This is a genomic window from Rhodovulum sp. 12E13 (assembly GCF_003340565.1).
GTDB lineage: Bacteria > Pseudomonadota > Alphaproteobacteria > Rhodobacterales > Rhodobacteraceae > HLUCCA09.
Genome location: NZ_QPLK01000036.1, coordinates 1 through 22,703, shown reverse-complemented (window position 1 = coordinate 22,703; position 22,703 = coordinate 1). Strand labels below are relative to the sequence as shown.

The window sequence follows — 22,703 nt, the reverse complement described above, 5'->3', positions numbered from 1 at the left end:
AACGTGAGCTTCACCGTCGAGCTGATCGCGCCGATCGCCATGGAGGAGAAGCTGCGCTTCGCCATCCGCGAGGGCGGCCGCACCGTCGGCGCCGGCGTCGTCTCGAAAATCATCGAGTGATCGCGCGGCGCCGCCGCTGCACATGTCGATCTCGAAAGGGCGCCCCGCGGGGCGCCCTTCCTTTTCTGACCGCCTGGACGTGCCGGCCCGGCCCCTGCCGCGTTATCGCCAACAGCGACCGAGGGGCGCAATTCGTCGTCTTGCCCCGTCCCGCGCCCCTTGTCACAAACCGCCAACCGCCGGAGGAGGGATACGATGGGGTACAGAGAGGTCTACGAGGCCGCCAAGGCCGACCCTGAAGGGTTCTGGATGCAGGCCGCCGAGGCGATCGACTGGGTCGAAAAGCCCTCGCGCGCCCTGTTCGATGGCGACGGACCGGTCCCCGAATGGTTCGTCGACGGCCGGGTGAACACCTGCTGGAACGCGGTCGACCGGCACGTCGAGGCCGGGCGCGGCGCGCAGGTGGCCCTGATTCACGACAGCCCCGTGACCGGCGTCACCCACAAGATCACCTACGACGAGCTGCGCAACCGGGTCGCCTCGCTCGCCGGTGCCCTGCGCGCCAAGGGCGTGGAGAAGGGCGACCGGGTGATCATCTACATGCCGATGGTGCCCGAGGCGATCGAGGCGATGCTCGCCTGCGCGCGGCTCGGCGCGATCCACTCGGTCGTCTTCGGCGGTTTCGCGGCGCACGAGCTGGCCGTGCGGGTCGACGACGCGCGGCCCAAATGCATCATCGCCGCCTCCTGCGGGGTCGAGCCGGGACGCGTGGTGCATTACAAGCCGCTGCTCGACGCCGCGCTGGAGCAGTCGCGCCACCAGCCCGAGTTCTGCGTGATCTTCCAGCGCGAGCAGGAGGTGGCCCATCTCGAAGAGGGGCGCGACGTCAGCTGGTACGGCTTCCAGTACGGGGTGGAGCCGGCCGAATGCGTGCCCGTCGAGGGCAACCACCCCGCCTACATCCTCTACACCTCGGGCACGACGGGAGCGCCCAAGGGCGTGGTGCGGCCCACCGCAGGTCACCTCGTGGCGCTGAACTGGACGATGAAGCACGTCTACGGAGTGGACCCGGGCGACGTGTTCTGGGCGGCGTCCGACGTGGGCTGGGTCGTGGGCCACAGCTACATCTGCTACGCGCCCCTCATCCACGGCAACACGACCATCGTGTTCGAAGGCAAGCCCGTGGGCACGCCCGACGCCGGCACCTTCTGGCGCGTGATCCGCGATCACCGGGTGCGCGCGTTCTTCACCGCGCCCACGGCCTTCCGCGCGATCAAGCGCGAGGACCCGAAGGGCGAGCTGGTGAAGGACTACGATCTGTCGTCGCTCGAGACGCTGTTCCTCGCCGGCGAGCGGGCCGACCCCGACACGGTGCGCTGGGCCGAGCGGGTGCTGGGCGTGCCGGTGATCGACCACTGGTGGCAGACCGAGACGGGCTACGCCATCGCCGCCAACCCCGTGGGCATCGAAATGCTGCCGGTGAAGGTGGGCTCGCCCTCGGTGCCGATGCCGGGCTGGGACGTGCAGGTGCTCGACGAGGGCGGCCACCCGGTGGGCCCGAACACCCTGGGCGCCATCGCAATCAAGCTGCCCCTGCCCCCCGGCACCCTGCCCACGCTGTGGAACGCCGAGGACCGCTTCCGGAAGTCGTATCTCGACCATTTTCCCGGCTACTACGAGACCGGAGATGCGGGCTATCTCGACGACGACGGCTACCTCTACATCATGGCCCGCACCGACGACGTCATCAACGTGGCCGGTCACCGCCTCTCGACGGGGGCCATGGAGGAAGTGCTGGCCAACCACCCCGACGTGGCCGAATGCGCGGTCATCGGCGTCGAGGACGAGCTGAAGGGGCAGCTTCCGATGGGTTTCATGTGCCTCAACGCAGGGGTGACCCGCGATCACGCGGAGGTAGTGCGAGAATGCGTCGCACTGGTGCGCGAGCAGATCGGCCCTGTCGCCGCCTTCAAGCTCGCCGTGGTGGTCGACCGGCTTCCCAAGACGCGCTCGGGCAAGATCCTGCGGCGGACCATGCAAAGCATTGCCAATGGACAGGAATTCAAGACCCCGGCGACGATCGACGACCCCGCCATCCTCGAGGAGATCGCCACGGCCCTCGCCGGCATCGGCTACCCCAGGGCCGCCGCGCCGGCCAAGTAGGCGCCCGGCGCCAAACCTTCCAGAAGCGTCAACCTGCCCTTTTTGGCATGTTGGTCGGTCGCCCCCCGTTTCGCTAGTGTCGGCGCAACCATAACGTGCAAGTCGCCCGGATCCAGCCCCTGTCTCGGCCCCGGGCGCCGATCGACGCGCCACCGGAGGGACATGAGCGAACGGACGGAGGAGACGGAGCGCCTCACCCGCCTGGCGCTTGTCGGCCACGATATCCGGTCAGCCATGTCCGACGTGGTCGGTGGCCTCGAGCTTGTCGAGACGAGCGGTCTCGACCCCGACTCGCGCCTGCAACTGGAGCGTGCGCGCGCCGCGGGCGAGACGCTGGCGCGTCTCGTCGACGACGCGATTGCCGCCCTGACCGACGGCCAAACGCCTGCCAGGGCTGGACGCGGCGGCCGCGCGTCCGACACCGTGGTCCTTTCCGATCTCGTTCGCGATCTCGAGCGGCGATGGGGCGGGCACGCGGCAGCCAATGGCCTCGTCCTGCGCATCGACCTCGCCCCCGACGTGCCGCTGGCGACCAGCATCGCGTCGGGCCCGATAGAGCGCCTCCTGTCGAACCTGCTCGACAACGCCGTGAAATATGCCGAGCGCGGGGCCATCGTCCTGTCGATCGACCTCGACGCCGAGGGTGCCCTTCGCTTTGCCGTGCAGGACGAGGGGCCGGGCTTTTCCGACACGTCGCTCGCGCGGCTCTTCGGCCTCGGCGGGCGGCCGCCGGATTCTCCCCAGCCGGGCACCGGCATGGGCCTGCACATCGCCAAGTCGCTGGCCGATCAGATGGGCGGCCGGATCGAAGCCGGCAATCGCCGCAGCACGACCGACAGGAAGTCGCCCCGGGTGACCGCGGCAGACCGGCGTTCGCCAGACGGATATTCGCCAGACGGGCATGCACCAGACCGGCATGCGCCGGATGCGTATTCGGCGGACGCGTATTCGCCAGACGGGCCCCCACCCGACGCGGACACCGCGAGCGGGGCCTGCGTGGCCTTCGTTCTGCCGGCTGGGCGCTGGCACCCCGACGGCCGCGGGTCCGGCGCCGACGCGCCAACCCTGCCCGAGCTGACCGGGCGCCATGTGCTGGTGGCCGACGATTCGGGCGTGAACCAGGCTGTGCTTGCCCGCATGCTCGGCCGCCTCGGTGCGCGTGTCGACACGGTCGACGACGGCGAAGCGGCGCTCCACGCGCTTCGGCGGGGGGGCTACGACCTCGCCATCCTCGACATCCACATGCCGCACCGGTCCGGCCTCGAGGTCATTGCCGAAACGCGCCGACTGCCCGGCCCGTGCGGCCGCGTGCCGATCCTCGCCGCGACGGCCTACGTGGTGCAGGGTCAGCGCGACGCCATCTACGCCGCCGGGGCCGACGGCCTGATCGCAAAGCCCGTCGTCAGCCTCGCCGCGCTCGGCGAGGCGATCTCACGGCTCGGTCACGAGACGCGGACGTGGCTGCCGTCGCACCCGGCGGCCGAGGCCGCGCCGCACCTCGGCCCGGACGAGACCGGGATCGCGCAGGAAACGCCCGTGGCCCCGCGCCTCTGCCATCTGCTCGCCCTCGCCGGCCCAGACGAGGCGGGCGAGCTGATCGACCGTCTCTCGGCCGATCTCGAGCGCAGCGCCGACACCCTCGCAGAGGCCGCCGACCGGGGCGATTCGTGCGGCGTCCGTGCGGCGACGCACGTCCTCATCTCGCTCACAGGCGCCGTGGGCGCCGGCCGGCTCCAGCGCGAGATGGAAGCGGCCAACGCCGCCGCGCACCGCGACGACTGGACCGACATCCGCACACGGGTCGATGCGGTCGCGGCACCGCTGGCCGCCCTGCGCCGCGAGGTGGCGGCCGCCCGCGGGGCCAGCGCCGCCAAGACGGCCTCAAGCGCGCCCAAGGGAGCGCCCGCGCCATGACCGGGCCGATTCTGCTTGTCGAGGACACGCCCTCTCTGCAGCTCGTCTATGCGTCGGTGCTGCGCGGGGCCGGGCACGCGGTGATCACCGCCGACACCGCACAGGATGGCTATGCGCGCTTTGTCGAGCATCGGCCGCGCGCGGTGCTGCTCGACCTGATGCTGCCCGACCGCGACGGCCTGGCGCTGATGCGCGACATGCTGGCGCTCGAGCCTGCGACATGCGTGGTCGTCGTCACCGCGAACGGCTCGATCAACCGCGCGGTCGAGGCGATGCGCGCCGGCGCCCACGAGTTCCTCGTCAAGCCCTTCGACGAGACGCGGATGCTGGTCGCCATCCGCACCGCACTCGACACGGCGCGGCGGCGGAGCACGACGGACAGCAACACGAGCGACGGCGCAGAGCCCGAGCCGGGCGGAATCGCCGGGTTCATCGGCTCTTCCACCGCCATGCAGAGGATCTATGGCACCCTGCACTCGGTCGCACGGTCGATGGCGACGATCTTCATCACCGGCGAGAGCGGCACGGGCAAGGAGATCTGCGCGCAGGCCGTCCACGACGCCTCGGCGCGCGCCTCCGGGCCATTCGTGCCGCTGAATTGCGGCGCGATCCCGTCCGAACTGCTCGAGTCGGAGGTATTCGGGCACCTCAAGGGCTCCTTCACCGGCGCCATCGCCGACAAGCTCGGCGCGGCCGCCGCGGCCGACGGGGGCACGCTGTTCCTCGACGAGATCTGCGAGATGGATCTCGCGCTTCAAACCAAGATGCTGCGATTCCTGCAGACATCGACGATCCAGCCGGTGGGTGCCGTGCAGCCGCGCAAGGTGAGCGTGCGGATCGTCTGCGCCACCAACCGCGATCCGCTCGAGGAGGTGCGGCGCGGCCGCTTCCGCGAAGACCTGTTCTACCGCCTTCATGTCGTGCCGATCCACCTGCCGCCCCTGCGCGAGCGCGACGACGACGTGATAGAGATCGCCGGGCAGGCGCTGCGGCGCCTCGCGGCGGAGGAGGGAAAGGCCTTCACCGGCCTCGACGAGGAGGTCACAGCCCTGTTCCGGCGGCTGCCCTGGCCCGGCAACGTGCGCCAGCTTCTCAATGCCCTGCGCAACGTGGTGGTGCTCAACGACGGGCCGCTGGTCACGCGGGCCATGCTGCCCCCGGGCCTCGAGGAGGAGCGGTGCGGCACATCGGGTCATGCGGGGCCGCTGGCCCGGCATCCCCTGTCCGCCCGGCGGGAGGCGGGAGCGCCGCGCCGGACGGGGAACGGCGGTACGGCGCGCGACGGCGACGCCGAAGCCCTGCGTCACTGGTCCGCCAACTGGCCGGCGGGTGGGCCCGCGCCCGAACGCACCGAGGTCGCGCGCACCGAGCCCGAGACACCGCCCGACCCGATCGACCTGCTCAGCGGCAAGACGCTGGCCGAAATCGAGCGGATGGTGATCGAGCGTGCCATCGACCGCAACGGCGGCTCGGTGCCCCGCGCAGCGCGGGAACTGGGCGTCTCGCCCTCGACGCTCTACCGCAAGCGCGAGGCATGGGCGGCGAGGGCGTCATGACCGGAATAGCCGCATCTTCCCCCGCCTCAGGCGCTGGTCACGACGATCTTGCCGGGCACCGTGCGGGCGCGCAGCGCCTCGATCGCAGCGGGCGCCTCGACGAGCGGGAAGCGCGCGCCGACATGCACCCGCAGGCTGCCCTCGGCCGCGGCAGCCATCACCTCGCCCAGTGCGGCGGCCAGCCGCGCCGGCGCAAAGCGGCGGTAACCGCCGAGGTTGAGGCCGATCACCGTCAGGTTCTTGACCAGCAGATGGTTGGCCGGGATCTGCGGAACCTCCCCCCCGGCGAAACCGATGGGCAGAAGCCGCGCCTCGGGCCGCGCCGCGCGGAAGAGCGCCTCCCACACCGCACCGCCCACCGTGTCGAACACCACGTCGGCCCCGCCGAGCGCCTTGACCTCGGCGCGCAGATCGGCCGTCGCGGCGTCGATCAGGTGCACGGCGCCGGCGGCGCGCGCCGCCTCGAGCTTGTCCGCGCCGCGGGCCACGGCCACCACCTCGGCCCCGAGCGCGGCAGCGGTCTCGACCGCGGCGAGGCCCGAGCCGCCGCCCGCACCCGTCACCACCACCCGCTCGCCGGCCTGCAGATGCGCCCGGTGGACGAGGGCGAGGCGGGCGGTTCCGTGAGCCACCAGCACCGAGGCGGCCACGTCGAGCGGCACCGAGGCCGGGACCTCGACGCACAGCGCCGCGGGCACGTTCGCCGCCTCGGCGAGGCCGCCGTGGCCGGCATGGACGGCAACGCGCGCGCCGACCGCGGGCTCGGTCACGCCCGGCCCCGCGGCCTCGACCGTGCCGGCCATCTCGATGCCCGGCACGATGGGGGGCTCGACACGATCCTGGTAACGGCCCTCGAGCAGCAGCAGGTCGGCGAAGTTGAGCGCGCAGGCCGCGATCCGAAGCCGCACTTCGCCCGGGCCCGGCGGCGGCAGGTGCGCGGTCGCGCGGTGCAGGGGTGCGCCCTCGCGCAGGGCCTGCCAGCGCACGACGGGCGCGCGTGCCCGCGAGCCGGGCGGCGGGGGAGTGTCGCTGGGGGTGTCGTCCATGACTGCCGCCTTGTCCTGTCGCCACCACCCTGCGCAGCGCGGGCGGGCGACGCAAGCGGCGCAGGCCGGCAGCGCCCCTCCCGCGGCGACGCCGCCGCGCGTGTCGGCGCCGCACGTCCCAGCCCCGGCGTCTTGCAATTTGCAATGCCTTGGCCCGGACGGCCTTTGCATTTCGCAAATTTACCGCGAGTTGCACGCATGATTGAGCAGCACCGCCGTGCGCTCGCGCGAAAGACGAGTCGCGCGCTGAAGATGAATGAAGATTTCTTTAACTACCCCAACGGCTTGTCCGGCCCGCCGCGACCATGCGCCTCGGCCGCCCGATCTGGCACGGAACTTGCTGTAAATGATGCATAGAGTATGCGAGGAGAGTATCCATGTCGCACCCGGTTGATGTTCATGTCGGAAAGCGCGTCCGCCACCGCCGCTGGATGGTGGGGATGACCCAGCAGCAGCTCGCCGAAAAGGTGGGGATCAAGTTCCAGCAGATCCAGAAATACGAGACCGGCATGAACCGGATCAGCGCCTCGCGCCTGTGGGACATCGCCGACGCGCTCGGCGTGCCCGTCTCGTTCTTCTTCGAGGGCCTGCGGGAAGAGCCCGAAGCGGCCTCCGAGCCCGACATGTTCTCCGACAAGGAGGCGCTCGAGCTGGTTCGATCCTACTACGCGATCCCCGAACATCAGCGCCGCCGCCTGTTCGACCTCGCGCGCGTTCTGAGCGACGCCGCCTGACAAAGTGCCGACAGGCGCCAGGCGCGGTGCTTGACGCGCCCGCAGCCTGCGCCTAGCGCGGGAGGGCGGCCAGGCCGGCCGCGCCACGCCTGCGCCCGATGACCGACCTGACCCGAGCAGCTCAGCCCCCGGCCCTCTCGCCCGACGAGACGCGCGACATCGTGGCGACCGCCGCGGCGCTCGCCGATGCCGCGCGCGCCGAGACGCTGCCCTGTTTCCGGGCGGCCGGCCTCGGAGTGGATAACAAGGCGACGGCCGGCTTTGACCCGGTGACGGAGGCCGACCGCGCCGCGGAGGCGGCAATGCGGCGCGTGCTTGCGGAGCGCCGGCCCGCCGACGGTATCCTCGGAGAGGAGATGGCGGGCGTCGCGGGGCGCTCGGGCCGCGTCTGGGTGCTCGACCCGATCGACGGCACCCGCGCCTTCATGATCGGCGCGCCGACATGGGGCACGCTGATCGCCCTCTGCGACGGGCCGCCGGAGGCCGGGGGCCGCCCCCTCTACGGCCTGATCGACCAGCCACATACGGGCGAGCGCTGGGCGGGCGGCCTTGGCCGCGCCAGCCTCGCTGCACCGGGCGGGGAGAGTCGGCTCGGCACCCGCCCGGTGGAGGCGCTCGAAGAGGCGCGGCTGTGCACCACCTTCCCGGAAGTTGGCAGCGCGGCGGAGCGAGCCGCCTTCGCCCGCGTCGCGGCCGAGGTGCGGCTGACGCGCTACGGGCTCGACTGCTACGCCTACGGGCTGCTCGCCTCGGGGCATGTCGACCTCGTGATCGAGGCGGGCCTCGCGCCCTACGACATCTGCGCCCCCATCGCCGTGATCGAGGCCGCGGGCGGGATCGTCACCGACTGGCGAGGCAGCCCGGCGCAGGGGGGCGGGCGGGTGCTCGCCGCGGCGAACGCGGGTCTCCACGAGGCGGCGCTGAGGTTGCTTCCGCAGGCGTGACGGGCGCCGCCGGACCGACGCGACAGGCCCGGACGGCTTACTGCCTTGCAACCCCCGGATCCGCAGAACGGGTCCCGCGCCGCCCTCTGCCTGTCACCTTCCGAACATCCGCCCGGCGATCCAGGTGGCGGCGACAGCCCGGTCGTCGCCCATCATCAATGTCGGGAAAATGCTCTCCCACAGGGTTTCGGCGCGGGCTGCGCGCTGCGCGATGGCCGGTGTCGAGGCGAGATCGAGCACCACGAGATCGGCGGCCGAGCCGGGCGCGAGGGTGCCGATCTCGGCCGCGCGCCGCATCGCCCGCGCCGAGCCCTCGGTCGCCAGCCACAGAAGCTGCGCAGGGTGCAGCGCGGCGCCCGAGAGCTGCCCGATCTCGTAGGCCGCCGCCATCGTTCGCAGCATCGAGAACGACGACCCGCCGCCGGTGTCGGTCGCCAGCCCCACGCCGATGCCCCCCGCCACGGCGCGGGCGCAGTCGAACACGCCCGACCCGATGAAGGTGTTCGAGGTCGGGCAATGCACGACCGACGCGCCCGCCTCGGCCAGCCGCGCCCGCTCGCGCTCGGTCAGCCAGATCGCATGGCCGAACATGGCGCCCGGCCCGAGCAGCCCGTGCGCCTCGTAGGTGTCGAGGTAGTCGCGCGCCTCGGGGTGCAGGCGGGCCACCCAGCGCACCTCCTCGCGCTGCTCCGACAGGTGGGTCTGCATCGCGCAGTCCGGGTGTGCCGCCCAGAGCGCGCCCAGCGCCTCGAGCTGCGCGGGGGTCGAGGTCGGGGTGAAGCGCGGCGTGATGGCGTAGCGCGCCCGGCCCCGCCCATGCCATCGACCGATCAGCGCGGCCGATTCGTCGTGGGCCGCCTGCGCGGTGTCGCGCAGGGGGGCGGGCGCGTTGCGGTCCATGCAGGTGCGGCCCGCGGTGACGCCCATGCCGCGCGCCGCGGCCGCCTCGAACAGGGCCTCGACCGAGGCGGGATGGATCGTGCAGAACGACGCGACCGAGGTGGTTCCGTGGGCGATCAGCAGGTCGAGATAGGTCTCGGCCTGCGCGCGGGCATAGGCCGGGTCGGCGAAGCGGGCCTCCTCGGGAAAGGTATAGGTTTCCAGCCAGTCGATCAGCCGCTTGCCCCATGACGCGATGATCGCCGTCTGCGGGTAATGCGCATGCGCGTCGACGAAACCCGGCAGGATCAGCGCGTCGCCGTGATCGACCACCCGCGCCGCGGGATGCGCCACCCGCAGCCGGTCGGCCGGGCCGACCGCCACGATCCGCCCCGCGCCCACGGCCACCGCGCCCGCCCGGTCATGGCGCGCGGCCTCGTCGGGGGGCACGTCGAAGGGGCTTTCGGCGAAGGTCAGCACCTGCCCCAGGATCAGCGTCTCGGCCTGCATCGCGCGACATTAGGGCGAGGCGCGGGCGCGGTAAATCCGCCGTCCGCCCGGATCCGCGACCGGCGGTGCGCACCGGCCGGTTGCACCCCACCGCTCCCCGCCTATTGTGCCCGCGATCCATGACGGGAGGGCGGCCATGACAGGCGAGCGCGACAGCCAGAGCCTCGATGAGCCGCGCGACGGGCCGCCGCCGCCCGAGAGCGACGGCGACTGGCCGGAGCTGGCCGACGCCGACGCCTATTCGCTGCCGGCGGAGTCTGTCCGCACGATCCTGCGCGCCATCAATTCCCGCGATGTCCGCACGCTGGGCGCCGAGCTGGAGCAGTTCCATCCCGCCGACGTGGCCGACCTCATCGAGCAGCTCGGCGAGGGGATGCGCCGCGACCTGCTGCGCCTCTGGGGCCAGGAGATCGACGGCGAGATCCTGTCGGAGCTCGACGAGGCGGTGCGGCGCGAGGTGATCGCCGCCCTGCCCCCCGAAGTGCTGGGCGAGGCGGTGCGCGACCTCGATTCGGACGACATCGTGGATCTCGTCGAGGACCTGCCCGAGGAGGACCGCGAGCGCATCCTCGCCGCACTGCCCCGCGTGCTGAAGACGGGCGTGGTGCAGGCATTGAGCTACCCCGAATACTCCGCCGGCCGCCTGATGCAGCGCGAGGTGGTGCGAGCGCCCGAGCACTGGAGGGTCGGCGACGCCATCGACGCCCTGCGCGCCGCCGAGGATCAGCATCTGCCCGAGCAGTTCTACCACGTCATCCTGGTTGATCCCAAGATGCACCCGGTGGGCTACGTCACGCTTTCGCGCATCCTGTCCTCGCCCCGGCGGACCCCCCTGCGCGACATCGTCGAGCCGTCGTTCCGCACCGTGCCGGTCGACCAGTACGAGGGCGACGTGGCCTACGCCTTCAACCAGTATCACCTCATCACCCTGCCGGTGGTCGATGCCGAGAACCGGCTGGTCGGCGCGATCACCATCGACGACGCGATGGCGGTGCTCGACGAGGAGAACGAGGAAGACATCCTGCGCCTCGCCGGCGTCGACGAGGAGAGCCGCATCTCGGACCGTGTGATCGACACGGTGAAGCGGCGCTTCCCGTGGCTCGCGGTGAATCTGGGGACGGCGATCCTCGCCTCGGTCGTCATCGGGCTGTTCGACGACGCGCTGGCGCAGATCGTGGCGCTGGCGATCCTGATGCCGATCGTCGCCTCGATGGGCGGCAACGCGGGCACGCAGTCGCTGACGGTGGCGGTGCGGGCCATCGCGACGAAGGACCTGACCGGCGCGAATATCTGGCGCGTGGTCAGCCGCGAGGCGGCGGCGGGGCTGGTCAACGGCGTGGCCTTCGCCGTGATCATGGGGGTGGTGGCGACCTTCTGGTTCTCCGACCCGACGCTGGGGCTGGTGATCGCGGCGGCGATGATCGTCAATCTCGCCGTGGCGGCGCTGGCGGGCATCCTGATCCCGGTGGCGCTCGACCGCGCGGGGGTGGACCCGGCTCTGGCCTCGGGCACCTTCGTGACCACGGTGACCGACGTGGTGGGCTTCGTCGCCTTCCTCGGCCTCGGCGTGCTGGTGCTGCTGTGAGCGGCGCGCTTGCCGCAGAGAAGGCCGCGGCGCGCAAGGCGGCGGCGGCGCGGCGGGCCGAGGCCCATGCGCAGCATGGGGCGGCGGCCTCGGCCGCGCTCGCGGGCCACCTTGCGGGCACGGAGGGGCGCGTGATCTCGGCCTACCTGCCGATCCGGAGCGAGGCCGACCCGTTGCCCGCCATGGCGGCGCTGGCCGGGACCAACCGCATCTGCGTGCCGGTGGTCGGGGGCAAGGGCCGGCCGCTGTCGTTCCGTGAGTGGCGACCGGGCTGCCGGCTGGTCGAGGGGCCGTTCCGGGTGATGGTGCCCGAGGGCGGCGCGGTGCTGGTGCCCGACCTGCTGGTGGTGCCGATGCTGGCCTTCGACGCGAGCCTCTACCGGCTGGGCTACGGCGGCGGCTTCTACGACCGGACGCTGGCAGCACTGCGCGCGGCGGGCGGCTGCCGGGCCGTCGGCTTCGCCTATGCTGCGCAGGAGGTCGACGCGGTGCCGCGCGAGGCGACCGACGAGCCGCTCGACGAGGTCGTCACCGAACGGGGCGTGCGGCTGCGGCGGTAAGCAAGCGGCGCGCCTCGCGGCGCATTCCCCTCGTTCGCGCCCGTGCCGGGCGCGGGCCTCCGGCGGGGATATTTTCGGCAAAGAGAAGCAGGGGCGCGGAAAAGGCGCAGCGGGCGCTTGCCGGCCGGGGTGGGGCGCTCTAGGCCGACCCCCATGAAGATCCTGTTTCTGGGCGACGTGATGGGCCGGGCCGGTCGGTCGGCCGTGGCGGAACGGCTGCCGGGCCTGCGCGCGGCCTGGGGCCTCGATTTCGTGGTGGTGAACGGCGAGAACGCGACGTCGGGCGCGGGGCTGTCGGAGGCGCATGCGACGCTGTTGTTCGAGGCGGGCGCCGATTGCGTGACGCTGGGCGACCATGCCTTCGACCGGTCCGAGATGCTGTCTTGCATCGAGCGGGAGACGCGGATCGTGCGCCCGCTCAACTATGCCAAGGCCGCGCCGGGGCGCGGGGCGCGGGTGTTCGAGACGCGCGGCGGCAAGCGCATCCTCGTGGTGCAGGCGCTCGGGCAGGTTTTCATGAAGCGGCCCTTCGACGACCCGTTCTCGGCGCTCGACCGGGTGCTCGCCGCCCATCCCCGCGGCGGGCAGGTGCAGGCCGTGCTGGTCGACATCCATTGCGAGGCGACGTCGGAGAAGATGGCGGTGGGCCATTTCTGCGACGGGCGGGCGAGCGTGGTGGTGGGCACGCACACGCATGTGCCGACGGCGGACGCGATGATCCTGCCCGGCGGCACCGGCTATCTGACGGATGCGGGGATGTGCGGCCCCTACGAGAGCGTGATCGGGATGGACAAGGCCGAGCCGATGCGCCGCTTCGTGACCGGCATGGGCAAGGGGCGTTTCGAGCCGGCCGAAGGGGCGGCGACGCTGTCGGGCCTCTATGTCGAGACCGACGACGCCACGGGACGCGCGGTGCGGGTCGAGATGGTTCGGCAGGGGGGCGTGCTGCCGCAGGCGGGGCCGGCGCCCGTGCCGGCAGGCGGCGCGTGAGCGCCGTCGACGCGGCGGCGCGGGCCGCGCGGCGCGACCGGGCGGTGCTGACGGGCCTGCTGGTGCTCCTCGGCGCGGGCTGGGGCATCACCCAGCCGATGGCCAAGATCGCGGTGTCCGAGGGCTATCGCCATGTCGGCATCGTCTTCTGGCAACTGGTGCTCTCGGGGGCCATCCTCGGCGCGATCTGCGCCGCGCGCCGGCTGCCGCCGCGGTGGGATGCGCAGGCGATGCGCTTCTACACCGGGATCGCGCTGATCGGCACGCTCCTGCCCAACGGTGCCTCCTACGAGGCGGCGCGGCACCTGCCGGCGGGGTGGCTGTCGATCACGCTGTCGATGGTGCCGCTCTTCGCGTTTCCCATCGCGCTCGCCTGGGGGATCGACCGGTTTCACTGGCCGCGGTTTCTCGGCCTCATGCTCGGCCTTGTCGGCGTGACCTTCCTCGCGCTGCCGGTGCAGGCGTGGCTGACCGGCGACGCCGAGCTCGGCGCGGTCACGCTGGCGATGGCCGTCTGGCTGCCGCTCGCGCTGGTTGCGCCCGCGCTCTACGCGCTCGAGGGCAACGTGGTGGCCCGCTTCGGCACCGGGGGCATGGACCCGGTGCAGCTGCTGTTCGGCGCCTCGGTGGTGGGCGCTCTCCTCGCTTTGCCCGCGACGCTCGCCACCGGCACCTGGATCGACCCCCGCCCGCCATGGGGGGCGCCCGACGCCGCGATCGTGGTGGCCTCGGCGGTGCATGCGCTGGTCTACGCGTCCTATGTCTGGATGGTCGGGCGGGCAGGTGCCGTCTTTGCCGCGCAGGTGAGCTATCTCGTCACCGGCTTCGGGGTAATCTGGGCGATGCTGCTGCTCGGCGAGAGCTATGGCGCGGGATTCTGGATCGCCATGGCCTGCATGTTCGCGGGGCTGTTTCTCGTCCAGCCCCGCGCCCGCGAAGGCGACCCGCTCAGGTGAACTGTTCGCGGATCAGTCGCTCTTCCAGCCCGTGGCCGGGGTCGAAGAGGATGCGGTGCTCGACGGCACGCTCTGTCCGGACGATCACGGTGACCACGTCGCGCACGCCCTGACCGTCGGCCTCGGCCATCACGGGGCGCTTCCTGGCCTCGAGCACGTCGAAGCGCACCTCGGCCGACTTTGGCAGCAATGCGCCGCGCCAGCGCCGGGGGCGGAAGGCGGCGACGGCGGTCAGCGCCAGAACGTCGGAGCCGATGGGCAGGATCGGCCCGTGGGCCGAGTAGTTGTAGGCGGTCGAGCCCGCGGGCGTGGCGACGATGGCGCCGTCGGCCACCAGCTCCTGCATGCGGACCTTCCCGTCGACGGTGATGCGCAGCTTGGCGGCCTGCGGCCCCGCACGCAGCAGCGACACCTCGTTGATCGCGAGCGCGTCGCGGGCCTCCCCCCCGGCGGTGATGGCGCGCATGGCCAGCGGGTTGATCACTGCCTCCTCGGCTGCCTCCAGACGCGCGGCGAGGCCCGCCTCGCGGTACTCGTTCATCAGAAAGCCGATGGTGCCGCAGTTCATCCCGTAGACCGGGGCGGGCAGCGCCTGGGTGCCGTGCAGCGTCTGCAGCATGAACCCGTCGCCGCCGAGCGCCACGATCACGTCGGCCGCCTCGGGGGGCACCTCGCCGTGTTTGGCCACCAGCGCGCGGCGGGCCTCCTGCGCGATGGGCGTGTCGCTGGCCATGACGGCGATCTGTACCATCGCGTTCCTTCCGGCGCCGGGCCGGGCCACCTAAGCCCCGCCGATGGTCGGTGACAAGCCTCTGACGGCACGTGGCGACGCGGGAAAAGCCGTGCGACCTCAGCCGGCTGCCGCCCGCGGCCCCGCAGATGCCGGAAACGCGCCTTTGCGCAGGGGCCGATTTGCTTTATCTCGACACATCGACGCTGCAGCGTGAGGCGGCCCCACCGCCAGACACAAGCCCCGTGACCCTGATCCAAGGAGAGCCCCATGAACGCTCCGCACCGCGACGACGGCTTCTTCACCGAGACCCTCGCCAGCCGCGATCCCGAGCTGGCCGCTGCCATCGACAAGGAGCTCGGCCGCCAGCGCGACGAGATCGAGTTGATCGCCAGCGAAAACATCGTCAGCCGCGCGGTGCTCGAGGCGCAGGGCTCGGTTCTGACCAACAAGTATGCCGAGGGCTATCCGGGCCGCCGCTACTACGGCGGCTGCCAGTTCGTCGACATTGCCGAGGAACTGGCGATCGACCGGGCGAAGCAGCTCTTCGGCGTCGGCTTCGCCAACGTGCAGCCCAATTCGGGCAGCCAGGCCAACCAGGGCGTGTTCACCGCTCTCCTGCAGCCGGGCGACACGATCCTCGGGATGAGCCTCGACGCCGGCGGCCACCTCACCCACGGGGCGCGACCCAACCAGTCGGGCAAGTGGTTCAACGCGGTGCAGTACGGGGTGCGCGAGGGCACCCTCGACGTCGATTACGACCAGATCGAGGCGCTGGCCCTCGAGCACAAGCCGGCAATGATCATTGCCGGCGGCTCGGCGATCCCCCGCCAGCTCGACTTCGCGCGCTTCCGCGAGATCGCCGACAAGGTGGGCGCGTGGCTGCTGGCCGACGTGGCGCATTATGCCGGCCTGATCGCGGCCGGTGTCTATCCCTCGCCGTTCCCGCATGTGCATGTCGCCACCACCACCACGCACAAGACGCTGCGCGGCCCCCGCGGCGGCATGATCCTGACCGACGACGAGGCGCTGGCGAAGAAGTTCAACTCGGCGATCTTCCCCGGCATCCAGGGCGGGCCCCTGATGCACGTGATCGCAGCCAAGGCGGTGGCCTTCGGCGAGGCGCTGCGGCCCGAGTTCAAGGCCTACCAGGAACAGGTGATCGCCAACGCGCAGGCGATGGGCGCGGCGCTGGTCGAGGGCGGTCTCGACCTCGTGACGGGGGGCACCGACAGCCACCTGCTGCTGGTCGACCTGCGGCCCAAGGGCGTGAAGGGCAACGCGACAGAAAAGGCGCTCGGGCGCGCGCACATCACCTGCAACAAGAACGGCATCCCGTTCGACACCGAGAAGCCGACGGTCACGAGCGGCATCCGCCTCGGCTCGCCCGCGGGCACGACGCGCGGCTTCGGCACACCCGAATTCGCCCAGATCGGCCGCTGGATCTGCGAGGTCGTCGACGGGCTCGCCACGACGGGCGGCGAGGGCGATGCGGATGTCGAGGCGAAGGTGAAGGGCGAGGTGGCCGAGCTCTGCGGCCGCTTCCCCCTCTATCCGGGGCTCTGACCGGTTGGCGCCCGGCCTGCGCCTCCATGTTGCATTGACCGCAGGCGGGGATACATGATCTGCCGATGATCAAGTACGCTCTCAGATGCGCCAACGGCCATGCCTTCGACAGCTGGTTCGCGTCGGCGTCCGCCTACGATTCGCTGGCCGAGACCGGTCGGCTCACTTGCGCCGTCTGCGGCGGGGGCGGGGTCGAGAAGGCGATGATGGCGCCGCGGCTTGCCGGGGGCGAGGCCGAGGAGACGGATGCGCGCCCGCTTGCGCGCTCCGCCACGCCGGCAGAAGGGGCGCTGGCCGAGTTCCGCCGCCACGTCGAGGCCAACACCGAGGATGTCGGCCGCCGCTTCGCCACCGAGGCGCGCGCGATCCACGAAGGCACGGCGCCGGAGCGGGCGATCCGAGGCCAGGCGAGCGGCGCCGAGGCGCGCGCCCTCGTCGGGGAGGGCGTGCCGGTGCTGCCGCTCCCCTTCCCGCCCGAGCGCCAGGTCAACTGATGGCCGGCCGCGCGGCGCCGGCCGGGCCGGTGACCGGAGCACGCCGCGGCATAGCCGCGGCGCTGATGGAGCGACTGGCCGCGCGAGGCCCCGCGATCGGTCAGGCGCGCCTGCCCCTGGCCGCCCAGCACTCCGCAGAATGGCCGCCGCTCGGCGTGACCGCGCAGGCCGACTTCGGCGCGCTTGGGCCTGCGCTCGACGGGCAGCCGCCTCCCTCGTCGTCTGCGACGCCGGCCTCTGCCCCGACAAGGGCAAGACCCTCGCCGACGACTATCCTGCCGCGATCTGGGCCGAGACCTTCGCCACCGACGGCACCGATGCCCCGCCGACCGTGCAGGCCGGTCTGCCCTCGCTGCAGGCGACCATAGCGGCAGGGGCGCCCGCGCGCCTCGCGATCCTCGCGTGGCAGATGAGCTCCACCGAACGGCCTCCGGGCGGCAGCTGCATCTACCGCGCTTCAAGGGCGGCCGCGGTCAATCTCGGCCGCAACCTCGCCACCGACCTCGCGGGCCTCGGCCTTGCGGTGGGCATCTACCATCCCGGCTGGGGGCGGACCGCGATGGGTGGCACGGATGCCGAGATCCCGGTCGAGGAGGCCGCCGATGGCCTGATGGACCGGTTCGAAGCGCTGACGGTCGAGACGACCGGGCAGTTCCCGACACGGGATCGCCGCGCGCATCCCTGCTGAGCGGTGCGCGCAAATTCCTTCCCAAGGAATTTGCCAAAAGTCTTCTTCAAGACTTTTGCACCCGCCCCCCTGCCTGCGCTTTCAGCCGGGCCTCGCGCCAGGCGATGAAGGTAACCGCAGCCACGATAACCAGGCCGCCGCCGATCACGAAGGGGTCGATCGGCTCACCGAACAGCGCCACCCCGACTGCAACCGACCAGACGAGCTGCAGGAAGATCACCGGCTGCGACACGGCGAGCGGGGCGGCCGCGAACGCGAGTGTCATCGTGTAGTGCCCACCTGTGGCGAAGGCGGCGACAAGCAGAAGCAGCGCCAGTTCCCGTCCTGTCGGTGCAACCCAGACCGATGCCGCGACCGGCGCCAGCGCCAGTGTCACGACGATGGACAGAAGGCCGACGACCGCCGCCGCGGGAAAGTCGGAGGTCATTCGCTTGGCGAGCAGGTAGCTGCCGGCGAAGAACACCGCGCAGGCCAGCATCGCGCCGTGGCCGGGATCGAGCTCGCGCACCCCCGGCCGCAGGATCAGAAGCGCCCCGAGAAGCGCCGCAAGCACGGCGAGGATACGGCGGATCTGCAGCCGCTCGCCGAGAAACAGCGCTGCGCCGAGCGTCACGTAGACCGGGTTGAGATAGTTCATCGCCGTCACCTCGGCGATGGTGATGCGCGTCATGGCGTAGAACCAGCAGAGCACGCCCGCAGCGTGCAGCACGCCGCGCAGGGTGAACAGACCGAGGGCCTGACGGGTCAGCCGCGCCGACCGCAGAGCCGGCCACATAGGGACGAGGAACACGAGGCCGAGCGCGTAGCGGAGAAAGGCCGATTGCGGCGCCGGCACCCGGTCGCCCAGGTATTTCACCGTCGCGATGACGCCGACGAAGAGCACCCCTGTGGCCACCATCCACCCGACCGCCGCAAGCGGCCGGTCCCCCGGTGCGGCAGGCGGCGGCGAAAGGTCGGTCGGGGCCGGCATGTCGCGCACCTACGCCGGCCCGGCGCGACAGGCAAGCCGACGAAACTGTCAAGCGACGCCGGCAGTGTCCCCGGTGGTTTTCTAATCGCCTTGTTCAAGCGCTGATCTCGCTGCAGTTCATCCTGCGTGCCGGTCTCTGAGGTTCTCTCCGCAGTCGCCGCGAGGGGTGCCGCATGTTTGCGTTCAGGGTCGGGTGGATCGAAGTGGTGTGCGCGGTCGTTGCCGCAATCCAGGGATCGAACTCACCCTCGCCGCGCGTCCCGGCTGGACGCATTCGGTCGTGCCGAAGATCAGCGTCGGATCAGTTTCGGTCTTTACGCCATCGCGGGCTCCCGAAAGGGCGTCTCGGTGCGCCACATGGCGTGCAGGGTGACCGCCAGCTTCCGCGCCGGTGCGACCTTGGCCTTGCGCGGTCCGGTTCTCTTGGCAATCGGCTTGGCCCAGTCCCGCAGCCGAGGGCCGCCGAGGTTTCGGCAATAGATGTCACATCCCACGTGATTGTACGGCCGCTTCTTGAGGACCTCCGGCCTCCGTTGATGCCACTCCTTGAGCACGTCGTTGGGCGTTCGGCCTTTCGGAACGGATTGCGGGAGCTGGCCGTTGTAGAGCCGGACGTAGCGCAGGATGGTCTGTTCGAGGTCCTCGCCTGACCGGAAACGGTGGCTCTGCAGGACATCCTCGATCCGGCCGTTGAACCGTTCGACCATGCCGTTGGTCTGCGGGCGCATCGGCGGGGCCAGCCGATGCTCGATGCCGAGGTCGGCGCAGAGACGGTCGAAGTTGTGCGTGCCGGTCGCCGGGCGGCGGCGGAGGCCGAACACCCGGTCGGTGAACTCCTTGCCATAGCACATCTGGAAGCGATCGGTTGACGAGGCCATGGACGGCTGCGGAGCCATCATGGAGCGCAGCAGTCGGCCATGGCCGGGCTCGGGGTCCCTTACAATGAAGTGGCCAAACGCCATCGTAGGGGAGACCGACCATACCTTGACCAAGGATATGCCGGATCGCGCCGTCCTGGTAGCGATCGACATCGCCAAGCATCGCAACGAGATCCTGATCGAGATACCGGGCCGGACGCGGCGCCGGCGGCTGACCATCCTCAACACGCGCGCAGATCACGATCGGCTGGTCGAGATCCTGGCGGGCTTCGAACAGCCGGTCGTGGCCGGGTTTGAGGCCACCGGCAACTATCATCGCCCGCTGGCGTATCGGCGGCTTACGGCGGCTGTCGATCTGCGCCTGATCTCGTCCCTGGCGCTGGCGCGCACCCGGGAAGCGATCACCGGCGGATGGGACAAGAACGATCCCAAGGACGCCCAGATCATCCTGCACATGCTCCGCATCGGTCATGTTCAGCGCTATGGCGGTGATCCAGGAGGCCTACATCCACGGGGTCTCCACCCGTGCGGTCGACGATCTGGTCCGGGCCATGGGACTGACGGGCGCCTCGAAGAGCCAGGTCTCGCGGCTCTGCGAGGAGATCGACGAGCGAGTGCAGGCGTTCCTGAACCGGCCACTGGAAGGGGACTGGCCCTTCCTCTGGCTCGACGCCACCTACGTGAAGCTGCGCGAGGGCGGGCGGATCGTCTCGATGGCGGTGATAGTGGCCGTGGCGGTCAACACCGACGGACGCCGGGAGATCCTGGGGATCACGGTCATGCCGTCGGAAGCCGAGACGTTCTGGGCCGACTTCCTGCGCTCCCTCACGCGCCGTGGGCTGCGGGGCGTGCAAATGGTGATCAGCGACGCCCATGAGGGCCTCAAGGCCGCCGCACGCAAGATCCTGGGCGCAGGGTGGCAACGCTGTCGCGTGCATTTCCAGCGCAACCTCCTGGCCCGCGTGGGCAAGACCAACAAGCCGGTGGTCAGCGCCGTGGTGAGGACGGTCTTCGCCGAGAAGGACCGCGACCAGGCCCATGCCCGCTGGCGCGAGGTCGCCGACAGCCTGCGTGAGCGGTTCCGGGATGTCGCCGAGCTGATGGACGAGGCCGAGCACGACGTCCTGGCCTACATGGCCTTCGACGAGAGCCTGCGGGCAAAGCTGCACGGCACCAATCCGCTCGAGCGCGTCAACAAGGAGATGAAGCGGCGCACCAACGTCGTCGGGATATTCCCGAACCGCGCGGCCGTGGTCCGTCTCGTCGGCGCGCTCATGCTGGAGCAGAATGACGAATGGGCCGTCTCCCGACGCTACATGCCGGTCGAAAAGTTGACCGCCATGTGCGATGATCCCCACACGGCGATGACGATCGCCGCGCAGTGAACGAGCGACACCAGCTATGAAGAAGCAGGTGGACGCCAGCTCCTACACCACCTCGTGGGACACGACCAAACTGCCGCGTGATCGTGTCCAGCCGCAGGGGCGCACTCCATGGATCGGACAGACTCGGCACTGCAGAGAGTCCCCTTGCACCTGCCCCCGCGCTTGTCTACACCCACCCTACTATGGCAGCAATTTGCCCCTTCCGTGCCCGGGTAGCTCAGGGGTAGAGCAGTGGATTGAAAATCCTCGTGTCGGTGGTTCGATTCCGCCCCCGGGCACCATTTGATCCAAGCAAAACCATGTTTTTGCGGGACTTTCTGGGGGAGACCTCCAGGCGGTCCCCACCTTGGCCCCCACTTTGCGCGACCCTAGCGCGCAGACTCTGAAGCGGATCACGCGAGCGCGCGCGTCTAGTCCTAAGGACGATCGCCCCGACCGGCCATAGCACCGATCACTGACGCACGATCCCGCTAACGACTGTCGGGCGTCGTGTGAGGTTGGAGACGCTGCTCTTCGGCCAGCACCACGCCTTCTCTGGCACATGGCTGACGGCGACCCACTAGTCATCGGCACGGCGCCTCGGGCTGGGAGAAGGGGCAGGTCGAGAACCAGGTCGGGGTGATCCGCCGGCGGCTCTTCGTGCCGCGGCCGCGGTTCAAGAGCTACGCCGACCTCAACGCCTGGCTCGAGGACCGGTGCGTCGCCAGGGCGAAGACGCACCCGCATCCGGAGTTGCCGGGCCGGACCGTCTGGGAGGCGTTCGAGGCGGAGCGCGACGTGGAGCATGGGCGCATCCGCCAGGCGTGGGCGGCGCTGGAAAAGAAGCGTGCGGAGGTCGAACGGAGGCAGCGGGAGCTGGTTGACGCGGTCAGAGAATGGATGGATCTCGGCGCCCGCGTTCGGGCCGCGGCGCGCCATGTCGGCCTGACATCCCACCCGCTGGTTGCGCGCGGTCTCGAAGCGGTCGAGGCGATGCGCGAAATCGCAGTTCGGCTTGGAGGTCGGCAGCGATGAAGCAATGCCCTCCAATCTCCGAAGCGGCGGAACTACTCCTGATTCTCGGCGGAGGCCATAGTTCTGAATGGGTAGATTTCCACCCAGTCCTTTAAGCAAAGCAGATCCGTCCGGAGCTGGGAAATCCGGTCTGTGTTTCCTGGCATGGCGTCGATCACGTCCATCGCGCGGTCGACCATTTCCGCAGCCTCGTCCATCCGATCGAAAGTGATGCCATACAACGCATCGTTCAGATCGGAAGACTCATATTTGGGGTAATTCTCTTCTCCGTGATAGTAGATGGACCCGAAACCAGAAAGAAACGCCAGCCTCACGCCCAGACGAGCGTTTCTCCGTATACTATCTGCATTGTCGCCATACCTTTCGGTCAATTCCTGATCGGATGCGGACAGAAGATCGATCGCCTCTTTGTAATCCGTATCGTCCGGGCAGATTAAGCGCTCTTTTCGTGCCTGCGCTCCGGAGGCAGCCCTCAGGGCTGTAGGCATGCAGTGAGCGACCGTCTCCATCGTCGCGGCGCGATGCCCTCTAATTCCCCTCTCTTCGAGCGTAGCGATAAGAGTGTTTTGGGCACGCGTGACCAGAGCATCCTCAAGGCTCTTATGTCCTTCAAGGCCGAACAGCTGAACCATCGACCACGCCATGACCGCGGAGCCGCCAAGAATCTGTGCCCATACTTCTTCATCAGAAATCGGCACGCCTATCCGATCAGAATTGGCGACGACGCAGTCTCGCATGGCTGCCTCCATGGCGTTCGAGACCATGTCCGCAAATGCAGGCGGCGCCGACACTGACAAGAAGAGTGCAAACGAAAACCCACGCAGTTTCATGAGGATCCTTCCTAACGCCGTCACGGTGAAAGATGACTGCTCCAGTGGCTAATTGTCGCATCCCGCGTGATTGTACGGCCGCTTCTTGAATAGTTCCGGCTTCTGGCGATGCCAGTCCTTGAGTGCCTCGATGGGCGTTCGGCCTTTCAGGACGGATTGCGGCAGCTGGCCGTTGTAGAGGCGGACGTAGCGCAGGATGGTCTGCTCGAGGTCCTCGCCGGAGCGGAAGCGGTGGCTCTGCAGGACATCCT

General features: G+C 70.3%; 18 protein-coding genes, 1 tRNA gene and 5 pseudogenes. 17 read left to right on the top strand and 7 right to left on the bottom strand.

Features of this window, described 5'->3' with window-relative positions; translation table 11 throughout:
- The 4 genes from DLJ49_RS22760 to DLJ49_RS19015 form a co-directional block, all read left to right on the top strand.
- The coding region (locus DLJ49_RS22760; protein WP_147277354.1) for an EF-Tu C-terminal domain-related protein at window positions 1-120 on the top strand (120 nt) is incomplete at its 5' end.
- A 195-nt stretch (window positions 121-315) separates the two neighbouring features.
- Window positions 316-2,223 carry a propionyl-CoA synthetase gene (locus DLJ49_RS19025; protein WP_115395109.1) on the top strand — a complete coding sequence of 636 codons (1,908 nt, stop codon included), beginning with the start codon at window positions 316-318 and terminating at the stop codon, window positions 2,221-2,223.
- A gap of 162 nt (window positions 2,224-2,385) precedes the next feature.
- A complete protein-coding gene (locus DLJ49_RS19020) occupies window positions 2,386-4,137 on the top strand; it encodes a hybrid sensor histidine kinase/response regulator (RefSeq protein ID WP_115395108.1) in 1,752 nt (583 codons plus the stop codon).
- Window positions 4,134-5,693 carry a sigma-54-dependent transcriptional regulator gene (locus DLJ49_RS19015; RefSeq protein WP_115395107.1) on the top strand — a complete coding sequence of 520 codons (1,560 nt, stop codon included), beginning with the start codon at window positions 4,134-4,136 and terminating at the stop codon, window positions 5,691-5,693. Before DLJ49_RS19020 ends, DLJ49_RS19015 begins: the two co-directional genes overlap by 4 nt.
- Before the next feature lie 26 nt (window positions 5,694-5,719).
- Here DLJ49_RS19015 and DLJ49_RS19010 read toward each other — a convergent pair whose 3' ends face one another.
- Complete coding sequence (locus DLJ49_RS19010; RefSeq protein ID WP_115395106.1) at window positions 5,720-6,739, bottom strand: NADPH:quinone oxidoreductase family protein; 1,020 nt, start codon at window positions 6,737-6,739, stop codon at window positions 5,720-5,722.
- Window positions 6,740-7,116: 377 nt separating this feature from the next.
- On the opposite strand from DLJ49_RS19010, the gene DLJ49_RS19005 reads away from it, so the two are divergent.
- Both DLJ49_RS19005 and DLJ49_RS19000 read left to right on the top strand, forming a co-directional pair.
- Entirely contained in the window at window positions 7,117-7,473 is a 357-nt protein-coding gene (locus DLJ49_RS19005) for a helix-turn-helix domain-containing protein (protein WP_115395105.1), read from the top strand.
- Window positions 7,474-7,571: 98 nt separating this feature from the next.
- Window positions 7,572-8,417 carry an inositol monophosphatase family protein gene (locus DLJ49_RS19000; RefSeq protein WP_115395104.1) on the top strand — a complete coding sequence of 282 codons (846 nt, stop codon included), beginning with the start codon at window positions 7,572-7,574 and terminating at the stop codon, window positions 8,415-8,417.
- Between the two features lie 93 nt (window positions 8,418-8,510).
- Here the strand turns inward: DLJ49_RS19000 and guaD are convergent, their stop codons facing one another.
- Window positions 8,511-9,806, bottom strand: coding sequence for a guanine deaminase (guaD, locus tag DLJ49_RS18995; RefSeq protein ID WP_115395103.1), 1,296 nt, complete (start codon window positions 9,804-9,806; stop codon window positions 8,511-8,513).
- 136 nt (window positions 9,807-9,942) lie between these two features.
- On the opposite strand from guaD, the gene mgtE reads away from it, so the two are divergent.
- From mgtE to DLJ49_RS18975, 4 genes are all read left to right on the top strand, one after another.
- Window positions 9,943-11,391, top strand: a complete 1,449-nt coding sequence (gene mgtE, locus DLJ49_RS18990; protein ID WP_115395102.1) for a magnesium transporter — start codon at window positions 9,943-9,945, stop codon at window positions 11,389-11,391.
- Window positions 11,388-11,951 (top strand): 5-formyltetrahydrofolate cyclo-ligase, encoded by a 564-nt coding sequence (locus tag DLJ49_RS18985; protein WP_115395101.1) that lies wholly within the window; start codon window positions 11,388-11,390, stop codon window positions 11,949-11,951. Before mgtE ends, DLJ49_RS18985 begins: the two co-directional genes overlap by 4 nt.
- 153 nt (window positions 11,952-12,104) lie before the next feature.
- Window positions 12,105-12,941 (top strand): TIGR00282 family metallophosphoesterase, encoded by an 837-nt coding sequence (locus tag DLJ49_RS18980; RefSeq protein WP_115395100.1) that lies wholly within the window; start codon window positions 12,105-12,107, stop codon window positions 12,939-12,941.
- On the top strand, window positions 12,938-13,897 hold the full coding sequence (locus tag DLJ49_RS18975; protein WP_233489276.1) for a DMT family transporter: 960 nt from the start codon (window positions 12,938-12,940) through the stop codon (window positions 13,895-13,897). The genes DLJ49_RS18980 and DLJ49_RS18975 overlap by 4 nt, the downstream gene beginning before the upstream one ends.
- Here DLJ49_RS18975 and DLJ49_RS18970 read toward each other — a convergent pair.
- Window positions 13,890-14,648, bottom strand: a complete 759-nt coding sequence (locus tag DLJ49_RS18970; RefSeq protein WP_115395099.1) for an NAD kinase — start codon at window positions 14,646-14,648, stop codon at window positions 13,890-13,892. The two genes, DLJ49_RS18975 and DLJ49_RS18970, sit on opposite strands and share 8 nt — an antisense overlap.
- Before the next feature lie 249 nt (window positions 14,649-14,897).
- On the opposite strand from DLJ49_RS18970, the gene glyA reads away from it, so the two are divergent.
- The 3 genes from glyA to DLJ49_RS18955 all read left to right on the top strand — a co-directional run bounded on the left by glyA (window position 14,898) and on the right by DLJ49_RS18955 (window position 17,375).
- The gene (gene glyA, locus DLJ49_RS18965; RefSeq protein WP_115395098.1) at window positions 14,898-16,193 is read left to right on the top strand and encodes a serine hydroxymethyltransferase; all 1,296 of its coding nucleotides are present in this window, start codon (window positions 14,898-14,900) and stop codon (window positions 16,191-16,193) included.
- Window positions 16,194-16,258: 65 nt separating this feature from the next.
- Window positions 16,259-16,687 carry a DUF1178 family protein gene (locus DLJ49_RS18960; RefSeq protein WP_115395097.1) on the top strand — a complete coding sequence of 143 codons (429 nt, stop codon included), beginning with the start codon at window positions 16,259-16,261 and terminating at the stop codon, window positions 16,685-16,687.
- A 139-nt stretch (window positions 16,688-16,826) separates the two neighbouring features.
- Window positions 16,827-17,375, top strand: coding sequence for a Rossmann-fold NAD(P)-binding domain-containing protein (locus tag DLJ49_RS18955; protein ID WP_233489273.1), 549 nt, complete (start codon window positions 16,827-16,829; stop codon window positions 17,373-17,375).
- A 46-nt stretch (window positions 17,376-17,421) separates the two neighbouring features.
- Here DLJ49_RS18955 and DLJ49_RS18950 read toward each other — a convergent pair whose 3' ends face one another.
- Window positions 17,422-18,345, bottom strand: a complete 924-nt coding sequence (locus DLJ49_RS18950) for a DMT family transporter (protein WP_369932787.1) — start codon at window positions 18,343-18,345, stop codon at window positions 17,422-17,424.
- A 482-nt stretch (window positions 18,346-18,827) separates the two neighbouring features.
- Window positions 18,828-19,187 (bottom strand): annotated as a pseudogene (locus DLJ49_RS18945) (integrase core domain-containing protein); the annotation flags it as partial.
- A gap of 154 nt (window positions 19,188-19,341) precedes the next feature.
- Between DLJ49_RS18945 and DLJ49_RS22575 the strand changes: the two are divergent.
- From DLJ49_RS22575 to DLJ49_RS18925, 4 genes and pseudogenes are all read left to right on the top strand, one after another.
- Window positions 19,342-19,707: pseudogene (locus tag DLJ49_RS22575) on the top strand (transposase); the annotation flags it as partial.
- Window positions 19,706-20,608: pseudogene (locus DLJ49_RS18935) on the top strand (IS256 family transposase); the annotation flags it as partial. The pseudogenes DLJ49_RS22575 and DLJ49_RS18935, both read left to right, overlap by 2 nt.
- A gap of 206 nt (window positions 20,609-20,814) precedes the next feature.
- Window positions 20,815-20,889, top strand: a tRNA-Phe gene (locus tag DLJ49_RS18930).
- 295 nt (window positions 20,890-21,184) lie between these two features.
- A pseudogene (locus DLJ49_RS18925) lies at window positions 21,185-21,382 on the top strand (IS21 family transposase); the annotation flags it as partial.
- 272 nt (window positions 21,383-21,654) lie between these two features.
- Here the strand turns inward: DLJ49_RS18925 and DLJ49_RS21505 are convergent.
- Window positions 21,655-22,452: a hypothetical protein gene (locus tag DLJ49_RS21505; RefSeq protein WP_147277353.1), complete on the bottom strand. Its 798-nt coding sequence runs from the start codon at window positions 22,450-22,452 to the stop codon at window positions 21,655-21,657.
- A gap of 48 nt (window positions 22,453-22,500) precedes the next feature.
- A pseudogene (locus DLJ49_RS18915) lies at window positions 22,501-22,703 on the bottom strand (IS481 family transposase); the annotation flags it as partial.